A 20475-nucleotide genomic window follows, 5' to 3' on the forward strand; every position below is an offset into this window, starting at 1 on the left:
ACCCCAAGCGCCGTTCGATTCAGGGTGACGCAATGCCCCGGAACTTTGGAAAATCAGCGTAGCGGGCCGCGCGATCCGCACGCGGTTCATCGGGGTCGCCGCCTGCGCGCAACAGGGTACCGCGCGGCGCAACATACGAGTCAATCCTGCGGGTCGGCTTGGGTCGCCAACTCAGGTTAAAGGCGCAAAGTTTGGGAAATACCCAGATCTCAGAATACTCCAGATGGTCATGCAGCCACCAAGCCAGATCGCGCCAGTCGCGCCCCTGCGCATAGCGATCCGCAAACCACGGAATGACCAATGATGCGCCAGCGACGTCGACATCCGGCAGATCCCATATATGACATTCCAACGGGTAATCGTTGCGCGCGCAATTGAGCCTGCGTTCGTTGCCAAACCGGTTCAGTGCCGCCGAACGATAGCCCGAGCGTACAAAGATCCGCCCAAACGTCTCTTGAAGCGGATCAAGCAGCGTCTCGCACAATGCCCTGCCCCGCGCGATCGCCAGATCCGGGTCGTCGGGAATGTTTGGCACAGCATGGATGTTGCCGATCTCGGAATAGAGGAACTCGCGCATCCAGAAATGGCGCGACAGGCGCACGCGGCCCAGAGTTTCCAGGCTCCACATGCTCTGCGGGCGTCTCATGTCACGGAAAGACGCTGGGCCAGCGTCATGCTGTCCCGTACCCCGCCCAGCGGAACGCGCCGTCGGAGGCCAGCGGCGCCTCGGGGTTCCACGCCACTTCCCAGATATGCCCTTCGGGATCGGCGAAATAACCGATGTGGCCGCCCCAGAACACGTCATGCGCAGGTTTCAGCACCTTGGCCCCCGCCGCCTCGGCATGTTCGAGCACAGACGCCACATCCGCCCGGTCGCGAACATTGCACGCCAGCGTCGCCGCCCCTGTGCCCAGCGTCGCCATATCCACGCCCATGTCCCGCGCCAGATCCGCGAGCGGATACAGCCCCAGCGACTGGCCGATCAGATCATAGACAACAATGCCGGGCGGTCCGTCTACGCGCTGCCAGCCCAGCGCATCGTAAAACGCCGATGCCTGCGCGATGTCGCGCACCCCCAATGTGATCAAGCTTACTCTTTGGTCCATCCCGGCCTCCTTCTCTGTATCCTTGGTTACTTTTTCCTGCACCCTAGGAATCTTGGCCGCCTACGGCCAACCAAGTCCACTCATCCGCCAACCTCGGTCACTGCGGCCTCGATCATCGCCAGACAAGCGGGGTCCGAGAAACGGTGATCCGCGCCTTTCACAAAGCTCAGCCGCACGTCCGTCCCCGCAATATGATCCAGCAGGCGCAGGGCCGTATTGCGCGTCACCGCCGTGTCTTCAGTGCCTTGCAGCAATCGTACCGGCCAGGGCATCCGTAGCGGAGTCCGCAGCACCAGATGCTGACGCCCGTCCTCGATCAGCTTTGGCGTGATCATGTAAGGGTCGCCGTAGTCTGACGGCAGGCTCACAGTGCGTCCGGCCGCAATCTCAGCTTTCTGATCGGCGTCGAATCCGGCCCAGAACCCGTCTTCGGTGAAATCCGGCGCAGCCGCGATCCCGACAAAGCCAACAATCCGGGCGTGCAGATGCTGCGACACCAGACAGCCGATCCAGCCGCCCATGGACGACCCGACCAGCACCAGCGGTCCCTCGCTCAGCTGCGAAATCACCGCCTCGGCATCTGCGGCCCAATCCCCGATACAGCCATCCTCGAATCGGCCACCCGACGCGCCGTGTCCAGAATAGTCGAACCGCAGAAACGCCCGCCCACGCGCCTGCGCCCACGCTTCGAGATGCACCGCCTTGGTGCCCTCCATGTCGGATTTGTACCCCGACAGGAACACAACAACCGGCCCCTCGCCGGGGGTATAGGCAAAGGCCAACCGTCGCCCCGCCGCAGTCACCAGCTCATTGATCTTCGCCATGGCTCACCTCCCCGCGCGTTACCTTGCACGTCACAGCAGGCTGTTTCCAGCCCCGAAGCGCAGAGCGCCGGGTGCCCGCCGCAAATCATGTCCGGCGGGCGTGGATGTCAGGCATCCTCAACCTCGTTCAGTCGCAACGCCAGAAGGCCGCCTAAGATACTGAGCATAGCAAAGCCACACAGTGCTGCAACCGGACCGATGACGCTGAGCGCACCGCCAATCGCACCGGTGATCAACAACAATCCCCCGATCAGGGTGTTGGCCAGCGCAGCGTAAGAGGCGCGCCCATCCTTGGGTGCCATATCCACCAGATAGATGCCTCGCCCGCTGCGCACGCCCTGATAGGCGATCATCAGGACAAACAGGATTGCAGGCAGAACCCAGACCGGCCCTGCCAGCCCCAGTACGGTGGCGGCCACGGCGGCAGCCATCGCCGCACCGCCGATCACGCCCGACAGCGCCAGCACCCGGCGCGAGGACCAGTCCGACAGCCGCCCCCAGACATAAGAGCTGAGGAAAGACGCCAGCGCCGAGGCAAGCACCATTGCCCCCAATCCCTGCAACGCGCCCTCAGACGTGTCGAGCAGCACCATATAGGGGGGTGCCAGTGCCGTGACAGTCAGCAAACCACGCACCGCAGTAAACAGGCGGAACTGGCGATCCTCCCTGATGGGCGTGAAATCGAGCGTGTCTCGCTGCCCCGGTTCCGATGCCTGTTCTTCGAGGCGTGAAAACACTAGCGCCGCGCAGATCCACAGAACCGCCGCCAAACCAACGGCAATGGCGAGCGGTGTCACATCCTGCAACAGTCCCGACATCAGCAGCAACGCAAAGACGATCACCGCCGCTGAAGACAGCGATCCCGCGACGCCCTTGACCGACCCGCGCCGGGTCTTGGGGATGGTCTTGCCGAGAATATCCTTGTAGCTGACCGACGCCGCGGCCCGCGACACCGCCAGAACGGCCAGCGCGCCGCAGATCACCATCCCGGCAGCCCATCCCGTCAGTAGCAGAGCGGCCAGAGCGATCACCGCCGCCGCAGCCCCCTGCCCCAAACAACCGCAAATCCACGCCCATTTGCGATACCTAAGCGACTGCACCCAGCCCGCCAGCAGCATCTGCGGCAGCAACGCACCGGCCTCTCTGATCGGAACCAGAAGGCCAACCAGCACCGTTGGCGCGCCCAGCGCATTCATCAGCCAGCTCAGCACCAGTTTCGGATCAATCAGCCCGTCGGCCACCTTGGTCAGGCTAAGTGACACCATGTGCCGCACGCCATTGCGCGCCTCACCCTTGGTCGCGTTGCCATCATCATCTGTCACGGTGCCGTACAGGTCTGTATCAATCGTAGCCATCCGGGCCCTTTCCAATCGCGGTTTTGCAAAAGCATCCCTGATCAACGCGCTTGCTTGACAGCGGGTTCCCGCTTTGTCACTTAGATCAGACATCATAACCCGCAACCGGGCGTCCCGTAGGCGCCAAACCGACGAGGAGCCTCAGATGGCCCAAATCTCCCTGACCTTTCCTGACGGCAATGCACGCGACTTCGACGCAGGAGTGACTCCGGCACAGGTTGCTGCCTCGATCTCAAAATCGCTTGAGAAAAAGGCGATCTCGGCCACCGTCAACGGTGCCCATTGGGATCTGCAATGGCCGATCCCGGCGAACAGCAGCATCGCCATCAACACCATGGCCGATCCCGTTCCGGCGCTGGAACTGGTGCGCCACGATCTGGCGCATATCATGGCCCGCGCGGTGCAAGAGCTGTGGCCGGCTGTCAAAGTCACCATCGGTCCGGTCATCGACACCGGCTGGTATTACGATTTTGACCGGGCCGAGCCGTTCACCCCCGAAGACCTTGGCGCGATCGAAAAGAAGATGCGCCAGATCATCGCGCTGCGTGACCCGGTCCGCACCGAAGTCTGGGACCGCGATGTCGCGATCAAGTATTACGAGGATCGGGGCGAGCCCTATAAGGTCGAACTGATCGACGGCATCCCCGGCAACGAACCGCTGCGCATGTACTGGCACGGCGACTGGCAGGATCTGTGCCGTGGCCCGCATTTACAAAACACCGGCCAGGTGCCCGGTGACGCGTTCAAACTGATGTCCGTGGCCGGTGCCTACTGGCGCGGCGACAGCAAGCGGGCGATGCTGCAACGGATCTACGGCACTGCGTTCCTGAACAAGGACGATCTGAAAAAGCACCTCCATATGCTGGAAGAAGCCGCCAAGCGCGACCACCGCAAGCTGGGTCGCGAGATGGACCTGTTCCATATGCAAGAAGAGGCGCCCGGCCAGATCTTTTGGCATCCGAACGGCTGGACCATCTACACCATGCTTCAGGACTACATGCGCCGCCAGCAAACCCGCGACGGCTATGTCGAAGTAAACACGCCGCAGGTGGTGAATCGCAAGCTGTGGGAACAATCCGGCCACTGGGGCAGCTATCAGGAACATATGTTCATCGTCGAGGTTGACGAGGAACACGCGCGCGAAAAGACCATCAACGCGCTCAAGCCGATGAACTGCCCGTGTCACGTACAGGTCTACAACCACGGCCTGAAATCCTATCGTGACCTGCCGCTGCGCATGGCCGAATTCGGATCCTGCAATCGCTATGAACCTTCGGGCGCGCTGCATGGCATCATGCGGGTGCGTGGCTTTACGCAGGACGACGCGCACATCTTCTGCACCGAGGATCAGATCGAGGCGGAAACCAAAAAGTTCATCGAATTCCTGTCGGGCATCTATGCTGAACTCGGCTTTACCGATTGGCGGATCAAACTGTCCGACCGGCCGGAAAAGCGGATCGGCACCGAGGAAAGCTGGGACCAGGCCGAAAAGGCGCTGGGCAATGCTTGCAAGGCAGCGGGCTATGATTTTGAACTGAACCCCGGCGAAGGGGCGTTCTATGGACCCAAGCTGGAATTTGTGCTGACCGACGCCATCGGGCGCGACTGGCAATGTGGCACGCTACAGGTCGATCCCAACCTGCCAGAGCGGCTGGACGCCTCGTATATCGGTGCGGATGGGGCCAAGCATCGCCCGATCATGCTGCACCGCGCTGTATTGGGGTCGTTCGAGCGGTTCATCGGCATCCTGATCGAGGAACATGCCGGCAAGCTGCCATTCTGGCTCGCTCCGCGTCAGGTTGTGGTGGCAGCCATCGTCACCGACGCCAACGATTATGTCCACGAGGTGGTCACCGCCCTTCGCGCTGCGGGAATCCGGGCAGAAGCCGACATTCGCAATGAAAAGATCAACTACAAAGTCCGCGAGCATTCCGTCGGCAAGGTGCCGGTGATCCTTGCCGTTGGTGCGCGCGAAGTCGAGGACCGGACGGTCACTCTGCGTCGGCTGGGGGAAAAGCAAACCTCGGTTGTGGCGCTGGACGACACGGTTGCCGCACTCGCACTCGAAGCGACACCGCCGGATCTTGCGGCACGTTGAACCAATCGGGGGCGCGGCAAACGCCCGCCCCCACTGATCGGCACGGCCGTTCTACAGCCCCAGACACACGCCCGCATTGCCCGTTCCTCGGACGAATGTCCGCCGTGCGCGGTTGGCTGCGTCGCGGCGTCGCATCTTTCGTCCCAATCAAATGTTACAATCCTCACGCGGCGCCCTGCGCATATCCGCCATGCATCCTGATCAAGGCCCAGTCCTGTAACAATTGCGCACCCCACTATGTTACACTGGCTATGAGAAACTCTGACTTTCAGAATATTCTGACTTTTCTTCAGCATGATACGTTCCGCACCTCACTCACATGCGCCTGACGCACCCTGACGCCGCTGTGATGCACGGGCCTGTGAGTGGCGCGATTCCTCTACAACCGGCAGACTTACCTCATCGCCGGGACGAACCCGCAGCGAGACGCGACAAACACCTGAGAGGGAACCAGATATGTCCAAGACCATGAAATCCGCCGCCATCCTCGGCGCTGTTGCCGCCACATTTGCAGCCTATTCGACCACCGCATCGGCACAGGCCCAAGAGAAATGCTTTGGTGTCTCTCTTGCCGGTGAAAACGGCTGTGCGGCCGGCCCCGGCACCACCTGCGCGGGCACTTCGGCTGTTGATTACCAGGGCAATGCCTGGACGCTGGTCGAGTCCGGCACCTGCACCGAAGTTGAACTGCCTGCGATGGCGGACGGTTCGGCCCGCATGGGATCACTCGAAGCGCTCGACCGTGATCTGCCGATGGGCTGAGCCTGCCCGGGGGTGCGCAGTGTCTGCCCGCCCGGCCAGTTGACAACAAGGTGCGCGGTCGGCCCGCGCACCTTTGACGATCCCCCGAAAACAACCGGTACACCATGTTCGATGACCTCCAAACCCTCCCCTCCGCTCCCGGTGTTGGCTATAAGCCACAGCATTTCAGCGCTATTATGGCGAATGCAGCGCCGGTCGAGTGGCTGGAGATTCATGCCGAGAATTACATGGGCGACGGTGGCCGACCGCTGGCGCAATTGCGCCATCTGGCTGAACGCTTTCCGATTTCGGTGCATGGCGTCGGCCTGTCGATCGGTGGTGAGGGGCGGCTTGACCCCGATCACCTTGGACGGTTGAAACGTCTGTGCGGATGGCTCAATCCGGCCAGCTTTTCCGAACATCTGGCCTGGTCGACCCATGACAGCCATTTTCTGAACGACCTGCTGCCCTTACCCTATACCGACGCGACGCTGACCCGCGTCTGCGACCATATCGACCAGGTACAAGAGGCACTAGGCCGACCAATGTTGCTGGAAAACCCGTCAAGCTATCTTGCCTTTCAGGCATCGACCCTGACCGAAACCGATTTCTTGCGTGCCGTGGCACATCGCACCGGCTGCGGGTTGCTACTGGACGTAAACAACGTCTTTGTCTCAGCCACCAACCTTGGCTATTCTCCGCAAGGTTATATCGACGCCTACCCGTTGGGACATGTGGGTGAAATTCACCTTGGTGGCCATGACACCGACACCGACGACTTTGGCGCGCCGCTGCTGATCGACAGCCACGGCGCCGCAATTGTCGATCCGGTCTGGGGCCTGCTGGATTATACCCTGACCCGTTCGGGGCCACGCCCTTTGCTGGTGGAATGGGACACCGACGTGCCCGATTGGCCGGTTCTGGCATCCGAGGCACGCCGGGCCGCAGTCGCGCTGGCACGCCTGCCCGCCCAAGGCGTCATTCGCCGACAGGTGTCTGCGTGACGGATCAGAGCAGCTTTCACGCCGCGTTGCTGGACGCCACGCAACCAGTGCCCAAGGGGCTGACCGATGGCGCGGGCCGTCCCGCCGGGCGTCGCTATGCCGTCTACCGCAACAATGTCGTGGTCAGCCTGCGCGATGCGCTAGAAACCGGATTTCCAGTCATTTCCAGATTGCTGGGGGCCGAGAATTTCCACCATATCGCCGGTGTCTATCTACGAAGCGCGCTGCCAGCCGACCCGAGGTTGATGACCTACGGCGCAGGCTTTCCCGTCTTTCTGGCCGGATTTCCGGCGCTGGCGCACCTGCCCTATCTGGCAGATGTTGCGCGTTTGGAACTGGCGTTGCGGCATTCTTATCACGCCGCAGACCACGCCCCAGCCGACGCCGCTGTTCTTCAAAAGTTGACGCCAGACACGCTGCTGTTCTGCCGCCTGACATTGGCGCCATCTGTCTATGCACTGCAATCACCCTATCCCGTCTGGTCGATCTGGTGCCGCAACAGCCGCAAGACCGCGCCGAAACCGCCTGCTCGCGCCGAAGACTATGTGATCCTGCGCCCCGAGTTCGACCCAGAGCCACATCTGCTCCCCCCCGGCGGTGCTGCTTTGGTTGCAGCGCTCGGGCAAGGTGCACCGCTCGGGGGTGCGCTGGACGCGGCGGGCGACGATTTTGACCCCGGTGCGACGCTTGGTTTGCTGCTCGCCAACGGTGCAATCACCCATATTGAAACGGAAAGGTAGCGCCATGGACCGGCTCATCTCATTGCACAACTCAATCTTTGACGAGGTTGAAAAGGCGGACGGCCTGCTGCCCCTGCTGTCGCGGCTGGTCTTTGCCGCAACATTGCTGGGCTATTTCTGGGCTTCTGGCCTGACCAAACTGGGCGCCGGGCCAGTGGGATTCCTCAAACCTTCGCTGAACGCCTATGCACAGATATTTCCGCGTCAGATGGAGGCTGTGGGCTATGATGCCTCGCAACTGGGCGTGTTTCACTGGGCGGTGGTGGTCGCGGGCACCTGGGCGGAATTTCTGCTGCCGCTGCTCATCTTAGTGGGGCTGTTCACCCGGCTCGCGTCGCTGGGCATGATCGGGTTCATTCTGGTTCAAAGCCTGACCGATCTATATGGACATGGCGCAATCAATCAGCCCGAAACACTGGGCGCGTGGTTCGACCGCATCGCCGACAGCCCGATCATGGACCTGCGGGCGTTCTGGATTTTCCTGCTGCTGGTTCTGGTGATCAAGGGCGCGGGTGCGTTGTCGCTGGACCGGATTCTGAGGCGTCAGATCCTTGGCCGTCCCGCCCCGGCCTGACAACGCGTTGATAGCCTAGAAATGCGCGGTCGGTTCGTCCGGTTTGCCCGCAGCAAGCGCCAGAACCCCGCCCAGCCCGGCAAATGCAATCGGGAACATCGTAAAGACGTTAAAGCCAAACGCGACATACATCCCCGCCGCAGACAACAGCAGCAGTATCCCGCCCCAAAGCGCCCGCGCCTTGGCCATCGCCCCCCCGGCAATTGCCAGCAGCGGCGACAGGATCGACGCCGCGCGCACCAGATCGGGGTTGTCGAACATCCCGAACATATCCTCGACCTCGCCAAAGTTGCGTGCAAGTTCTGTGTAACCAAAGCCGAAAAAGCCGACAAACATGCCGAAAACCCCGGCGATGATCCCCAATGTCAGTGCAGCATTGCGCATATCAGGTCCGCCCTTCCAGATCGGTGGCGATGTCTTTGGACCAACCCAGCCACATCGCCTCGCCTGCGACAATCAGGGGGCGCTTCATCACCGTGGGATGCTCAGCAATCAATGTCTCGGCGGGCAGTGACCGCGCCGAATCGTCCAGCCCGCGCCATGTGGTCGACCGCGTATTGACCAACGCCGCACCAAACCGCCCTACCGCTGCGGCCCGAATCTCAGGCGGCACGCCCTCGGCCCGGACATCGACAAACACCGCCTCTGGCAGTGCCTTCAATGCCTTGCGGCAGGTGTCACACGTTTTCAAACCGTAGAGGATCATGCCCGCTCCTGTATCATCAGGGATCAAATAATCGCCAATTGCACATATTGCGACCCCGTTTCGCTTGCTTTTTGCGACAGGTACGCAATCTTTTGTGTCGTGACCTTCGCGGATTCCCTCCGGCCCAGGCGCGTCCCGACCGCCTGCCCCATGGATTCCGTAGGGTTGCACAAACTTCTGCCACCGGCAGGGACATGCAAGACGGAAAGGAGACACGGGACATGCCGACGGGCACCGTGAAATGGTTCAACACCACCAAAGGGTACGGATTTATCGCACCCGAAAGCGGCGGAAAAGATGTGTTTGTACACATTTCCGCCGTCGAACGCTCGGGCCTGACTGGCCTCGCGGACAATCAAAAGGTCAGCTATGAATTACAAGAGGGCCGTGATGGTCGCGAAATGGCGTCGGACCTGAAACCGCTCTGATAGAAACAGCAGCGAAGAACACCCACTCCGGCGGGCCTGTAGCGCGCCGGACACAGGGCTATGCTGACTGCAATTTTATCGCCTCTTCACGGGCAAAGCGGATCAGATCGCGGACATAGCCCTTTTCCACATCGGCCGTGCGCGTCGCGGCATAGAGTCTGCGTGTCACCCCATTGGCGGTCAGCGGTCGGGTTACATAGTCCGAACTGTATTTGACCTCGCGCACCACCCAGTCCGGCAGCACCGCGACACCGCGATTGCTGGCCACCAACAGCAGGATCACAGCCGTCAGTTCGACCTGCCGAATGCTGGCCGGTTCGACCTTGGCAGGGGTCAGCACCTGACTGAACACATCCAGGCGCGACCGGTCCACCGGATAGGTGATCAGCGTCTGACCGCGAAAATCCTCGGCCTCGATATAGGGTTTGACAGCGAGCGGATGCGTCCCCGCAGCAACAAACACGGCATTGTAGTCAAACAGTTCGGTAAACGTGACACCCGGCAAGGTTTCCGGATCGGACGAGACAACCAGATCCACCTCTTCCTTCAGCAGTGCGGGCAGCGCGTCAAAGGCAAGTCCGGGCCGGATGTCCACATCGACATCGCCCCAGCTTTTGCGAAACATTTCCAGCACCGGAAACAACCACTCAAAACAGGCGTGGCATTCGATCGCGATATGCATCCGCCCGGTTGACCCCGCGCGCAGCCCGCTGAATTCGTCCTGCAACGCCTCGACCTGCGGCAGCACCTGCTCGGCCAGCCGCAACAGGCGCATCCCCGCTGCCGACAGGGTCATCGGCTTGGATCTGCGCACGAACAACTCGACCCCGGCCTGATCCTCAAGCCCCTTGATCTGATGACTCAGCGCGCTCTGCGTGATGTTGAGCTGCTCAGCGGCCCGCGCCACGCCACCCGCCTGGTAGATCGCCTTGATGGTGCGCAGATGGCGGAATTCGATATGCATTCCTGGCGCTCGCCTCATGTTAGTGATGAAAATTATGAGTTTGTCTCACAAAGCCAGACATGCGACAAGGCCCCAACACCGCATTGAGGATAGCCGCCATGACCCGCCCAGAAGTCTCGTTCGAATTCTTTCCGCCCAAGAATATCGAAGCCACGTTCCGCCTCTGGGATACTGTCAATGTGCTGGCCCCTCTGGCGCCGCGCTTTGTTTCGGTCACATACGGCGCTGGCGGCACAACCCGCGACCTGACCCGCGACGTGGTCGCCACCCTGCACAAACATTCCGGCCTGCGCACGGCGGCGCATCTGACCTGTGTGGACGCCACGCGTGAGGAAACGCTGCAAATCGCGCGCGACTTTGCCGCAGCCGGCGTCACGGACATCGTTGCGCTGCGCGGCGACCCGCCCAAAGGCGCGAACGGATTTGCGCCGCATCCTGACGGGTTCAACAGCTCGGTTGAGCTGATCGAGGCGCTCAACGACGCTGGTGATTTCACCATCCGCGTTGGTGCCTACCCTGACAAGCACCCCGAAGCGCCCAACGCCACGGCGGATGTCGACTATCTCAAACGCAAGCTCGACGCTGGTGCGGACGAGGCGTTGACCCAGTTCTTTTTCGAGGCAGACACCTTCTTTCGCTTCCGCGATGCCTGCGCCAAGGCCGGGATCGACAAACCCATCGTGCCGGGCATCTTCCCGATCGAGAACTGGAAAGGCGCACGCCGCTTTGCCGAGTCCTGCGGCACCCATATCCCCGCCTGGGTCATCGACGCCTTTGAAACCGCCACCCGCGATGGACGTGAAGATCTGCTGGCCACGGCCATCTGCACCGAGCTCTGCTCAGATCTGCTCGACGGCGGCGTGGAGAACCTGCATTTCTACACGCTGAACCGCCCGGAACTGACTCGCGACGTGTGTTTTGCCCTTGGCATCACACCAGCGGTCAAACTCGAAAATGTAGCCTGAACCCTATCGTTGCGCGCCTAGCAGTTGCGCCTGCGGCACCACTGCCAATAACAGTGTCAAAGTCGGTTTTCGACACCTTGCAACAGCGGCCAAAGTGTTGGAACTTGCACAGAAAAAGGGCGTTGTGATCAACGTCGATTTCTGGCGCAAGGACACTGGTATGCGGGTCGCTCTCAATGGATTTGGACGGATCGGGCGCACCGTGTTGCGCCAGTTGTTGTGCGCCCCCGGGCACGCCGATATCACCGTTGCGCTGATCAACGACATCGCGCCGCTCGACAGTTGTGCCTATCTGTTTCGTTATGATTCGGTGTTTGGCCCCTATCCCGGCACGGTCACGATGCGGGACGCCGCACTTGAGATCGACGGCCAGACCATTCCCGTCAGTCATTCCCGCGATCTGAGCACGCTTGATCTGACGGACATCGACGTCCTGATGGATTGCACCGGCACGATCAGCACGTTGACCCACGCTCGCCTCGGGCTGGATGCGGGCGCGCGCAACGTGCTGATCTCGGGCCCCTGTGATGAGGCCGAGCGCACAATTGTGCTGGGCGCGAATGACGAGACATTGGGCGACGCAAGGATCGTCTCGAATGCGTCCTGCACCACCAACGCGCTGGCGCCGTTGCTGCGGGCGATACATGACAGCTGTGGGATCACACAGGGCCACATGACGACAATCCACTGCTACACCGGCAGTCAGCCGATGGTCGACGCGCCGCGCGGCGATTTTGCCCGCAGCCGGGCAGGCGCTGTGTCGATGGTCCCGACCACAACCAGCGCCACACGCCTGATCGACACCGTGGTGCCTGCACTGGCGGGACGCATCACCGGGGCGGCGGTTCGGGTGCCCGTCATCAGCGTGTCGGCCGTGGACGCCGTCCTGACGCTGAAAACCCTGCCGGATATCCCCTTTGCCGACCACCTGCGAAATTTGGCCAACGCATCGCCGGTTCTGGGCATCACCGAAGATCCGACCGTTTCAACCGACCTGCGGGCGCGCCCGGAATCGCTGGTCATCGCACTTCCCGAAACCATCGTTCAGGGGCATCAGGTGCGGGTCTTTGGCTGGTATGATAATGAATGGGGCTTTTCCGCGCGGATGATCGACATGGCACGGCGCATGGCAGCGCGTTGAGCGCAGTTGTCCCGACACGGAAACATACCAGTGCATCAAAGGCATTTGGCAAAAATCAAAGTCGTGGTATTCTGCAGCTCTGTCATTGCCAGCCGGGAATGCCGCGATGTCCCAGAACACCCTGCCCCAGAAGACAACAACACTCATGGTCGGCACGACCAAAGGCGCTTTCTTGCTCACCTCTGACAGTGACCGCATCAAATGGTCCGTGGCCGGGCCCTTTTGTGACGGTTGGCCGATCAACCACATGGCCGCTGATACGACTGTCGGCACATACTGGGCCGCAGGCGGCGGCGAATGGCCGGGGGCTGGCGTGTGGCGGTCGGACAATGGCACCGACTGGACACTAAGCAAGCTGGCCAACGGTAAATTCGATGCACTCTTGCGAGACGATCCCGCCTTGGCTGCCGAATTCGGGATGGAGCCCGCCCCGCCCGCGCCCTTTACCGGAGAGATCGACGCCCTGTGGTCGCTCGCCCATGTCGGCGACACGCTCTTTGCCGGGGCCAAGCCTGCCGCGCTCTATGCCAGCCACGATGGCGGCGACACATGGGACAAGGTCCCATCACTCAGCGATCACCCCTCGGCGGACAGTTGGGAGCCGGGAGGTGCGGGGCTGACGCTGCATACAATCGTCACAGCAGCGGATACGCCCGAAAAGATGTGGGTTGGTATTTCCGCCGCCGGTGTCTTTGCCACCGAGGATGGCGGCAAGACCTGGGAGCGGCGCAACCGACGTGACAATCAGGGCAATGCGCCAGAACATGACCACGGTGGCACGCCCGGTGCCTGCGGCCACGAGGTTGGCCATTGCGTCCACAACATGGTTCGCGCAGCCCCCGGAACCGGTGCGGCGGGCGATCTGTTGTACCAACAAAATCACCACGGTGTATTTCGCAGCCCCGATGGCGGGCGCAGTTGGAGCGAGATCAGTGCTGGCCTGCCCTCGACCTTTGGGTTTCCCATCGCTGTACATCCGCGCGATCCGGCGACGCTGTGGGTGCTGCCGCTGAATGGCGACATGGCGGGGCGCTATCCGCCCGACGCCTCGGCGGCAGTGTGGATGTCACGCGACGGCGGCGACACATGGAGCGCGCGGCGCGACGGATTGCCCGCCCGGAACTGTTTTTTCACTGTGCTGCGACAAGCCATGACAACCGACCGTGCGGAGTCGGTCGGGGTCTATTTTGGCACCAACAGCGGATCAGTCTTTGCCAGCACAGACTCGGGTGAAACCTGGCGCGAAGTCGCCCGCCACCTGCCCACCGTCCTGTGTGTCGAAGCGCTGACCTAGCGCGTCGGCACTGGCAGTTTGGCGGTGGCCTCGATCTCGACCAGCGCCAGATCTTCGATCAATGCGGCCACAACCACCATGGTCATCGCGGGAAAGTGCCGCCCCAGCACGCGCTGATAGGCTTTGCCCACTTGAGCCTGTTGGGCCAGATACTCTTTTTTGTCAGTCACATACCAGGTCAGTCGCAGGATGTCCGACGCCTGACCGCCCGCTGCCTCAACCACACTCAGGATGTTGCGCAGCGCCTGTTCCATCTGGCCGATGAAATCCGTCGCTTCGAACACCTGATCTGCGGTCCAGCCGATCTGTCCCCCGACAAAAAGCGTACCGTCCGCAGCCAACATGCCGTTGGCATAGCCCCTGGCCGGGGCCCAGCCCTCGGGGTGAATGATCTGGTGGGTCATGGGGTTCCTCCGGTCGTTTGGGTCAGTCTTGTGCGCAGCGTATCCGGCCAGGGCATGGGCCGCCCCTGCGCATCCACATTTACAAGGGTTGATTGTGCGGTCAGGCGCGGCGCGCCCTCACATGTCACGACAAAATCGAGCGCCAGAGACGTCCGCCCCGGCGCCGCCGCTTTCAGCGTGAAATCCAGCATGTCGCCATGGCGTGACGGACGTTGGAAACTGGCTGAGATTTGCGCCGTCGGCACAGCGCCTTGCTTGTGCAGCACCTCGAACGGCCATCCGAGCGCCACGTCAAAGAACGCCTCGATACAGTCATTGATCATCTCGAAATAGCGCGGATAAAAGACGATCCCCGCCGGGTCACAATGCTTGAACAGCACCTTTTGCCGATGTCGAAATATCATACCACCCTACCCCGCATGATATTGCGGCGCAGACCCAAGGAACGTCCCGTACGAGGCCGCATCTGGATAGCTGAACTGTTCAGCCAGCGGGTTGTCCCGCTTTCGTTTCGTTGCGCCTATATCGGCCAGCACCTCGTCGAAATGCTTGAAATGAAACGGGGCGGAACACAGCCCGCCATACACCTGCGCCGCGGGGCGTTCGTTGCGCCGCCAGTTCAGCATCATCTCGATATTGCTACGCATGTCCGCATCCGAGGGCTGATTTGCAAGCTGACCATCGGCATAGCGCACCAGCCAGTTGGCGATCATCTCGGCCGACAGCACGGTACAGAAGCTGGAGTTGAAACCAACAAAGCCCATGTCCGGCAGATCCGGGTTCACCGACAGGCGATAGACGCGGTACTGTCCGTCCGGGGCGATCAGCTTGGCGCGGTATGCCTCGGGGATCATCGGCACACCCAGCTTCCAGCCCACGGCCAGTGCCGCCACGTCGCAGGGGACTGTGTCGCCCGTACTCAGGACCACCTGGCCGGGCTCGTAGTGATCAAAGGTGCCACGCACCGGCCGGATCGTACCAGCCTTGAACGCCTCGAACAGCCCGGGTGTGACGATGGGGACGGAACACGAGACGGTCTTTTCGATCGGCTCATCCGGCACCATGTCCCATTTCTTCAGGCCCAGTTGTGTCTTGAGCAATGCTTCAAGACCACGGAAATTGGCCCAGACCAGCGGCTTGAGGATCGCGGCCACCACACGCTGTACCGGCCCCTTGCCCCACTGGTTGAACTGCTGTTCCTGCGCACGCATGTAGAGCAGCCGTTTAAAGTTGATACCGCCGACGAAATAGGGGATCCGCCAGACGTTTTCGCGATAGACCATGGTGACGGATTTGGCACCGTTCTTTGACGCATTCACTGCCAGATCGGTGGCGGATTTTGACCCACCCAAAACGACGACATCCTTGCCCTGCGCAAGATCAGGATCAGTATAATCCGACGAATGCACAATGCGCCCGCCATGGGCGACAAAATTGTCCTGACCAGGGAATTCCAGAATGTTCTTGTCGGAAAACTGTCCGGTGCAGACGGCAACAAAGTCGAAACCCTCGTGCCGCTGGTGCCCAGCCTCGTCAATCGTCAGGGTCCAGCCTGATTTGCCATCGGCGCGCCGGTCCATCGTCACCACATTGGTGTTCAGGCGAAACAGTCGCGCCAGATCATGCCTGTCCGCGTAGCTGTGCAGATAGGCATGAACCTGCGGCCCCTTGGGCCATTCCGGGTAGTCCTCCGGCATCGCCAGATCGGTAAAGCGGTACAGCTCTTTGGGCGATTGCGTCTGCACATCGGGATAGGACCGGGACAATTCCCAGACGCCGCCGAAATCATGGCTGCGCTCGAATCCGACAACGCGGTGGCCGCGTTCATCAAAGGCCTTGGCGGCGGCCAGTCCACTGACCCCGCCACCGACCACTGCAACCTTCTTGCGTTCAACCATGATTTTGCTCCTTAGGCCGCGTCGGGGGGCGGCAGGAAATCGACCTCGTGTTCGGCCGAGATGCGCACCAGTTCGGCAGGATCAGTCACGCCGTCCAGCGCACCAAACAAGTCAAAAATCTTGCGCGAAGGGGCGACGCCGAAAACGCAGGTCGCCTCGGCCCCTGACCGGTTAAAGATGCCATGCGCAATGCCCATCGGCATGCGAACCGTATCACCGGGACCGGCCTTGTGAAGGTCACCGCCAAATTCGATCTCAAGGTTGCCGGTCAACATGACGATCCATTCGTCCTGTGTCGGGTGGATATGCGGCGGCACAAAGGTCCCGTCGGGCACCACTGCGTGCCAGATCATCACATTGGGTGTGTGCAGTTTGGGCGTATAGGTATGGCCCACCACGTTCCAGGCCTTGCCGCCCAGCGCATCAGCGGCGGGGGTCACTCCGGGGTTTTGTGTCATGGTCATTCTCCTTGTTGAGTTGCGGATGATCGGGCATCCGTCTGGTTTTTCAGTAAAAATCTTTGAATCTTGCCGGTCTGTGTCTTGGGCAGAGCCGGTGTGAATTTGACCGAGCGTGGATATTTGAACGGCGCGATCACCGCCTTGACGTGATCCTGCAACAGTTTCGCGGTGGCGTCATCCGCGACAATACCGTCGATCAGCACCACATGCGCCTCGACGATCATGCCGCGCGCCTCGTCCGGGACACCGATGACAGCGCATTCCGACACCACCTCATGCGCCAGCAGCGCGGCCTCGACCTCGGGTCCGGCGATATTGTAGCCCGAAGACACGATCATATCGTCGTTGCGGGCGGCAAAATGCAGATAGCCATCGTCGTCCATCACGAAGGCGTCGCCGGTGATGTTCCAGCCGTCCAGCACATAGCCCTGTTGCCGATCATCGGCGAGGTAACGACACCCCGTCGGGCCCCGCACCGCCAGTCGGCCTACAGTGCCGCGCGCCACCTCTGCGCCTGCGTCGTCGATCACCTTGGCCTCGTAGCCGCGCACAGGCTTTCCGGTACAGGCCGGGCGGTGATCGTCGAACCGGTTCGAGACAAAGATATGCAGCATTTCGGTCGCGCCGATCCCGTCAAGCATCGGCTTGCCGGTCTTTGCCTTCCATGCATCGTAGACCGGCGCGGGCAGAGTTTCGCCCGCCGAAACGGCCGCGCGGAGCGACGACAGATCCGCCCCCTCCTCCATCGCCTGCAACATCACCCGGTAGGCAGTCGGCGCGGTAAAGCAGATTGTGGCGCGATATTTCTGGATGATCTCGATCATGTTCGGCGGAGAGGCATTTTCCAGCAACGTCGCCGCCGCCCCGAACCGCAGCGGAAACACCGCCAGCCCACCAAGGCCAAAGGTAAACGCCAACGGCGGCGATCCGACAAAGATGTCGTCCGGCGTCACCCCCAGCACATCGGCGGCATAGCCGTCAGCAATGATCATCAGATCACGGTGGAAATGCATCGTCGCCTTGGGTGACCCCGTGGTGCCCGAGGTAAAGCCCAACAGCGCCACATCGTCCCGTCCGGTCTGCACCGCGTCAAACAGAACTGATTTCTCCAGCGCCAGCCGATCCAGTTCGGCGTCATGGTTCGACGACCCGTCAAAGCCGACCACCGTTTTCAGGAATCCGCTGGTCTTGGCACACAGCGCCAGTTCGTCCATCAACCGCGTGTCACACAAAGCATGGGATATCTGCGCCTTGTCCACAATCGCTGCCAATTCGCCCGCGCGCAGCATCGGCATGGTGTTGACCACCACCGCGCCCACCTTGGTCGCGGCCAGCCAGCAGGCCACCATTGCAGGATTGTTGGCCGACCGGATCAGCACCCGGTTGCCCGGCTTCACGCCAAAATCCTCGACCAGAACATGCGCCAGGCGGTTGGTCCAGTCGGCCAACTCCTTGTAGGTGCGCCGACGCCCGTTGCCGATCAACGCCGTGCGATCACCAAATCCACGCGCGACCATGGCATCGGTCAGCTCGACCCCGGCGTTCAGATGCTCGGGGTAGTCAAAGCCATCCAGCCGGAAATCGGGCCATTGATCCACGGGTGGCAGGTTGTCCCGCGTATAGCTGTCCACATGTGCCGACGGTCCAAGACTGGTCATGCCTCGCCCCCCTCAGCGCCATCAAGACAGGGCACACCAGCCAATCCTAAACCGATAGGCGGAATGTCAGTTGCGCGTACAGTCATGGTTGTGGCTCCTTTTTGGGTGCAGGTCGGAATGCAATGTCAGAGATCGGTGCGCATGTGCCAAAGCTCGGGAAACAGCTCAACTTCGAGCATCTTTTTCAGGTAGTCGACGCCGCCAGTACCGCCGGTGCCACGCTTGAATCCAATCACACGTTCAACTGTGGTGACGTGATTGAACCGCCAGCGGCGAAAATAATCCTCAAGATCGACCAGCTTTTCGGCCAGCTCGTACAGCGTCCAGTATCGGGTGGTGTCGCGATAGACCTGCAACCACATCCCCTGCACCTGCGGGTCCGCGTGATGCGCTGCGGTGGCAGGCTGTAGAATCAACCCGTCGGGCACGGTCATCCCCTGCCGCGCGGCATAGGCCAGCACTTCTTGATACAGGCTCAGCCGGGCACATTCGTCGGTCAGCACCGCGGTGGCTGCGTTGTCATGCGCATGCGGGCGCATCATCGCCAGGTTGCGGTTGCCCAGCGCAAATTCGATCAGCCGGTATTGCAGCGACTGGAATCCGGATGACCGCCCCAGCCGATCCCGAAACGTGGTGTAATCGCTTGGCGTCATGGTGCGCAGCACATCCCAGGCACTATTGAGCTGCTCCATGATCCGGCTGACCCGGGCCAGCGTTTTGAAGACCTCGGCCATGCGATCATTGGCCATGGCGCGGCGCGCGGCGTTCAACTCGCTCAGCATCAGCTTCATCCACAACTCAGAGGTCTGGTGCTGGATGATGAACAACAGCTCGTCCGGCGCGTCCGAAATCGGGTGCTGCGCGGTCAAAAGCGTGTCGAGGGACAGATAGTCACCATAGGACATCTGAGCCGAAAAATCGGTCTCGGCCCCCATGTCGCGCGGATCGCTCATAGCTGCGCCCCTGCCAGAACCGACCGCGCGATGATCACTTTCTGTACATCCGACGCCCCCTCATAAATCCGCAAGGCCCTGATCTCGCGGTAGAGCCGCTCCACGACGGCTCCCGCCCGCACCCCGTCACCACCATGAAGCTGCACGGCCGCGTCAATGACCTTCTGCGCCTCGTCAGTCGCATATAACTTGGCCATCGCCGCCTCGCGGGTCACACGCGGCGCGCCCATGTCCTTGGCCCAGGCGGCGCGATACACCAACAGCGCCGACGCATCGACGCGCAACGCCATTTCGGCCAGATGCGCCTGCACCATCTGCAGATCAGCCAGCGGTGCACCTTGCACCTGCCGCGCCTGCACCCGAACCAGCGTTTCAGCCAAAGCCCGCCGGGCAAACCCCAGCGCCGCCGCCGCCACTGTGGTGCGAAACACATCCAGCACCGACATGGCGATGCGGAACCCCTGCCCCGGCTGCCCGATCATCGCATCCGCAGGCACCCGGCAACCATCGAACCGCAACCGCGCCAAGGGATGCGGCGCAATGGTCTCCAACCGCTCGACAATTTCCAGACCCGGCGTATTCGCAGGTACAACAAAGGCCGACAGCCCCTTTGCCCCCGGCGCTTCTCCCGTGCGGGCAAAGACAGAATAAACATCCGCGATCCCCCCGTTTGAGATCCAGGTTTTTTCCCCGTCCAGCACATAGGCATCACCATCGCACCGCGCCGTCATCGTGCTGTTGGCCACATCAGACCCCGACTGTGGCTCGGTCAGGGCAAATCCCGCAATCGCCCGCCCCGTCCGGGTCAGCGGCAACCACGCAGCTTGCTGCGCAGATGTCCCGAACAGCGACAGCGCCCCGGTTCCCAACCCCTGCATGGCAAAGACAAAATCCGCCAACCCGTCATGTCGCGCCAGCGTCTCGCGTGTCAGACACAGGGTCCGCACATCCAGCGCCGCCGGATCATCAGGATCCACCGCCGTCGGCAATAACCAGCCGTCGTCGCCCAGCGCGCGCACCAGCGTCCGGCAGGCGATATCGATGTCACCATGATCCACGGCCCCCAGCGCCCCGGCAGCCCAATCATCCAAAGCCAGCGCCCAATCCTTGTGACCCCGCTCAAGAAACGGCCAGTCAAGGAAACTCCGATCCGTCACTCCA

At 61.6% G+C, this 20475-nt stretch carries 23 protein-coding genes; 9 read left to right on the forward strand and 14 right to left on the reverse strand.

The genetic code is table 11. From position 1 onward, the window contains the following. Nucleotides 1-19 precede the first annotated feature (19 nt). The 4 genes from IMCC21224_RS13520 to IMCC21224_RS13535 form a co-directional block, all read right to left on the reverse strand. Entirely contained in the window at nt 20-628 is a 609-nt protein-coding gene (locus IMCC21224_RS13520; protein WP_047995796.1) for a hypothetical protein, read from the reverse strand. Nucleotides 629-671: 43 nt separating this feature from the next. Next, a complete protein-coding gene (locus IMCC21224_RS13525; RefSeq protein WP_047995797.1) occupies nt 672-1106 on the reverse strand; it encodes a VOC family protein in 435 nt (144 codons plus the stop codon). Nucleotides 1107-1186: 80 nt separating this feature from the next. Next, entirely contained in the window at nt 1187-1930 is a 744-nt protein-coding gene (locus IMCC21224_RS13530) for an alpha/beta fold hydrolase (RefSeq protein ID WP_047995798.1), read from the reverse strand. 107 nt (nt 1931-2037) lie between these two features. Continuing rightward, nucleotides 2038-3285, reverse strand: a complete 1248-nt coding sequence (locus tag IMCC21224_RS13535) for an MFS transporter (protein WP_047995799.1) — start codon at nt 3283-3285, stop codon at nt 2038-2040. 145 nt (nt 3286-3430) lie between these two features. Here IMCC21224_RS13535 and thrS point away from each other — a divergent pair, with 145 nt between their 5' ends. From thrS to IMCC21224_RS13560, 5 genes are all read left to right on the forward strand, one after another. Next, nucleotides 3431-5383 (forward strand): threonine--tRNA ligase, encoded by a 1953-nt coding sequence (gene thrS, locus IMCC21224_RS13540; RefSeq protein ID WP_047995800.1) that lies wholly within the window; start codon nt 3431-3433, stop codon nt 5381-5383. A 456-nt stretch (nt 5384-5839) separates the two neighbouring features. Next, nucleotides 5840-6145 (forward strand): DUF2282 domain-containing protein, encoded by a 306-nt coding sequence (locus tag IMCC21224_RS13545; protein ID WP_047995801.1) that lies wholly within the window; start codon nt 5840-5842, stop codon nt 6143-6145. A gap of 104 nt (nt 6146-6249) precedes the next feature. Then, nucleotides 6250-7128, forward strand: coding sequence for a DUF692 family multinuclear iron-containing protein (locus tag IMCC21224_RS13550; protein ID WP_047995802.1), 879 nt, complete (start codon nt 6250-6252; stop codon nt 7126-7128). Continuing rightward, nucleotides 7125-7868, forward strand: a complete 744-nt coding sequence (locus IMCC21224_RS13555; RefSeq protein WP_047995803.1) for a DNA-binding domain-containing protein — start codon at nt 7125-7127, stop codon at nt 7866-7868. Before IMCC21224_RS13550 ends, IMCC21224_RS13555 begins: the two co-directional genes overlap by 4 nt. Nucleotides 7869-7872: 4 nt before the next feature. Beyond that, complete coding sequence (locus IMCC21224_RS13560) at nt 7873-8442, forward strand: DoxX family protein (RefSeq protein ID WP_047995804.1); 570 nt, start codon at nt 7873-7875, stop codon at nt 8440-8442. Between the two features lie 15 nt (nt 8443-8457). Here the strand turns inward: IMCC21224_RS13560 and IMCC21224_RS13565 are convergent, their stop codons facing one another. Continuing rightward, complete coding sequence (locus tag IMCC21224_RS13565) at nt 8458-8826, reverse strand: hypothetical protein (RefSeq protein ID WP_047995805.1); 369 nt, start codon at nt 8824-8826, stop codon at nt 8458-8460. 1 nt (nt 8827) lies between these two features. After that, nucleotides 8828-9148 (reverse strand): ArsC/Spx/MgsR family protein, encoded by a 321-nt coding sequence (locus tag IMCC21224_RS13570; protein WP_047995806.1) that lies wholly within the window; start codon nt 9146-9148, stop codon nt 8828-8830. A gap of 221 nt (nt 9149-9369) precedes the next feature. Here IMCC21224_RS13570 and IMCC21224_RS13575 point away from each other — a divergent pair, with 221 nt between their 5' ends. Further along, a complete protein-coding gene (locus IMCC21224_RS13575; RefSeq protein WP_047995807.1) occupies nt 9370-9576 on the forward strand; it encodes a cold-shock protein in 207 nt (68 codons plus the stop codon). A 58-nt stretch (nt 9577-9634) separates the two neighbouring features. On the opposite strand, the gene IMCC21224_RS13580 is transcribed toward IMCC21224_RS13575, so the two are convergent. Next, nucleotides 9635-10540, reverse strand: coding sequence for a LysR family transcriptional regulator (locus tag IMCC21224_RS13580; RefSeq protein WP_047995808.1), 906 nt, complete (start codon nt 10538-10540; stop codon nt 9635-9637). 98 nt (nt 10541-10638) lie between these two features. Here IMCC21224_RS13580 and metF point away from each other — a divergent pair, with 98 nt between their 5' ends. The 3 genes from metF (at nt 10639) to IMCC21224_RS13595 (ending at nt 13940) form a co-directional block, all read left to right on the forward strand. Further along, the gene (gene metF, locus IMCC21224_RS13585) at nt 10639-11505 is read left to right on the forward strand and encodes a methylenetetrahydrofolate reductase [NAD(P)H] (RefSeq protein ID WP_047995809.1); all 867 of its coding nucleotides are present in this window, start codon (nt 10639-10641) and stop codon (nt 11503-11505) included. A 160-nt stretch (nt 11506-11665) separates the two neighbouring features. After that, entirely contained in the window at nt 11666-12646 is a 981-nt protein-coding gene (locus IMCC21224_RS13590; RefSeq protein WP_053079073.1) for a type I glyceraldehyde-3-phosphate dehydrogenase, read from the forward strand. A 106-nt stretch (nt 12647-12752) separates the two neighbouring features. Further along, entirely contained in the window at nt 12753-13940 is a 1188-nt protein-coding gene (locus tag IMCC21224_RS13595; RefSeq protein ID WP_082135213.1) for a glycoside hydrolase, read from the forward strand. On the opposite strand, the gene IMCC21224_RS13600 is transcribed toward IMCC21224_RS13595, so the two are convergent. The 7 genes from IMCC21224_RS13600 to IMCC21224_RS13630 form a co-directional block, all read right to left on the reverse strand. Continuing rightward, entirely contained in the window at nt 13937-14344 is a 408-nt protein-coding gene (locus tag IMCC21224_RS13600) for a RidA family protein (protein ID WP_047995811.1), read from the reverse strand. The two genes, IMCC21224_RS13595 and IMCC21224_RS13600, sit on opposite strands and share 4 nt — an antisense overlap. Beyond that, nucleotides 14341-14748: a thioesterase family protein gene (locus IMCC21224_RS13605; RefSeq protein WP_197089206.1), complete on the reverse strand. Its 408-nt coding sequence runs from the start codon at nt 14746-14748 to the stop codon at nt 14341-14343. Before IMCC21224_RS13605 ends, IMCC21224_RS13600 begins: the two co-directional genes overlap by 4 nt. A gap of 6 nt (nt 14749-14754) precedes the next feature. After that, nucleotides 14755-16242: an NAD(P)/FAD-dependent oxidoreductase gene (locus IMCC21224_RS13610; protein ID WP_047995812.1), complete on the reverse strand. Its 1488-nt coding sequence runs from the start codon at nt 16240-16242 to the stop codon at nt 14755-14757. Between the two features lie 11 nt (nt 16243-16253). Further along, complete coding sequence (locus IMCC21224_RS13615) at nt 16254-16700, reverse strand: cupin domain-containing protein (RefSeq protein WP_047995813.1); 447 nt, start codon at nt 16698-16700, stop codon at nt 16254-16256. A 2-nt stretch (nt 16701-16702) separates the two neighbouring features. Continuing rightward, nucleotides 16703-18361 (reverse strand): AMP-binding protein, encoded by a 1659-nt coding sequence (locus IMCC21224_RS13620; RefSeq protein WP_047995814.1) that lies wholly within the window; start codon nt 18359-18361, stop codon nt 16703-16705. Nucleotides 18362-18486: 125 nt separating this feature from the next. Continuing rightward, nucleotides 18487-19314 carry a tryptophan 2,3-dioxygenase gene (locus tag IMCC21224_RS13625; RefSeq protein WP_047995815.1) on the reverse strand — a complete coding sequence of 276 codons (828 nt, stop codon included), beginning with the start codon at nt 19312-19314 and terminating at the stop codon, nt 18487-18489. Continuing rightward, entirely contained in the window at nt 19311-20471 is a 1161-nt protein-coding gene (locus IMCC21224_RS13630; RefSeq protein ID WP_047995816.1) for an acyl-CoA dehydrogenase family protein, read from the reverse strand. The genes IMCC21224_RS13625 and IMCC21224_RS13630 overlap by 4 nt, the downstream gene beginning before the upstream one ends. Between the last annotated feature and the right edge of the window lie 4 nt (nt 20472-20475).

Source organism: Puniceibacterium sp. IMCC21224, assembly GCF_001038505.1.
In the GTDB taxonomy this organism is placed as follows: domain Bacteria; phylum Pseudomonadota; class Alphaproteobacteria; order Rhodobacterales; family Rhodobacteraceae; genus Puniceibacterium.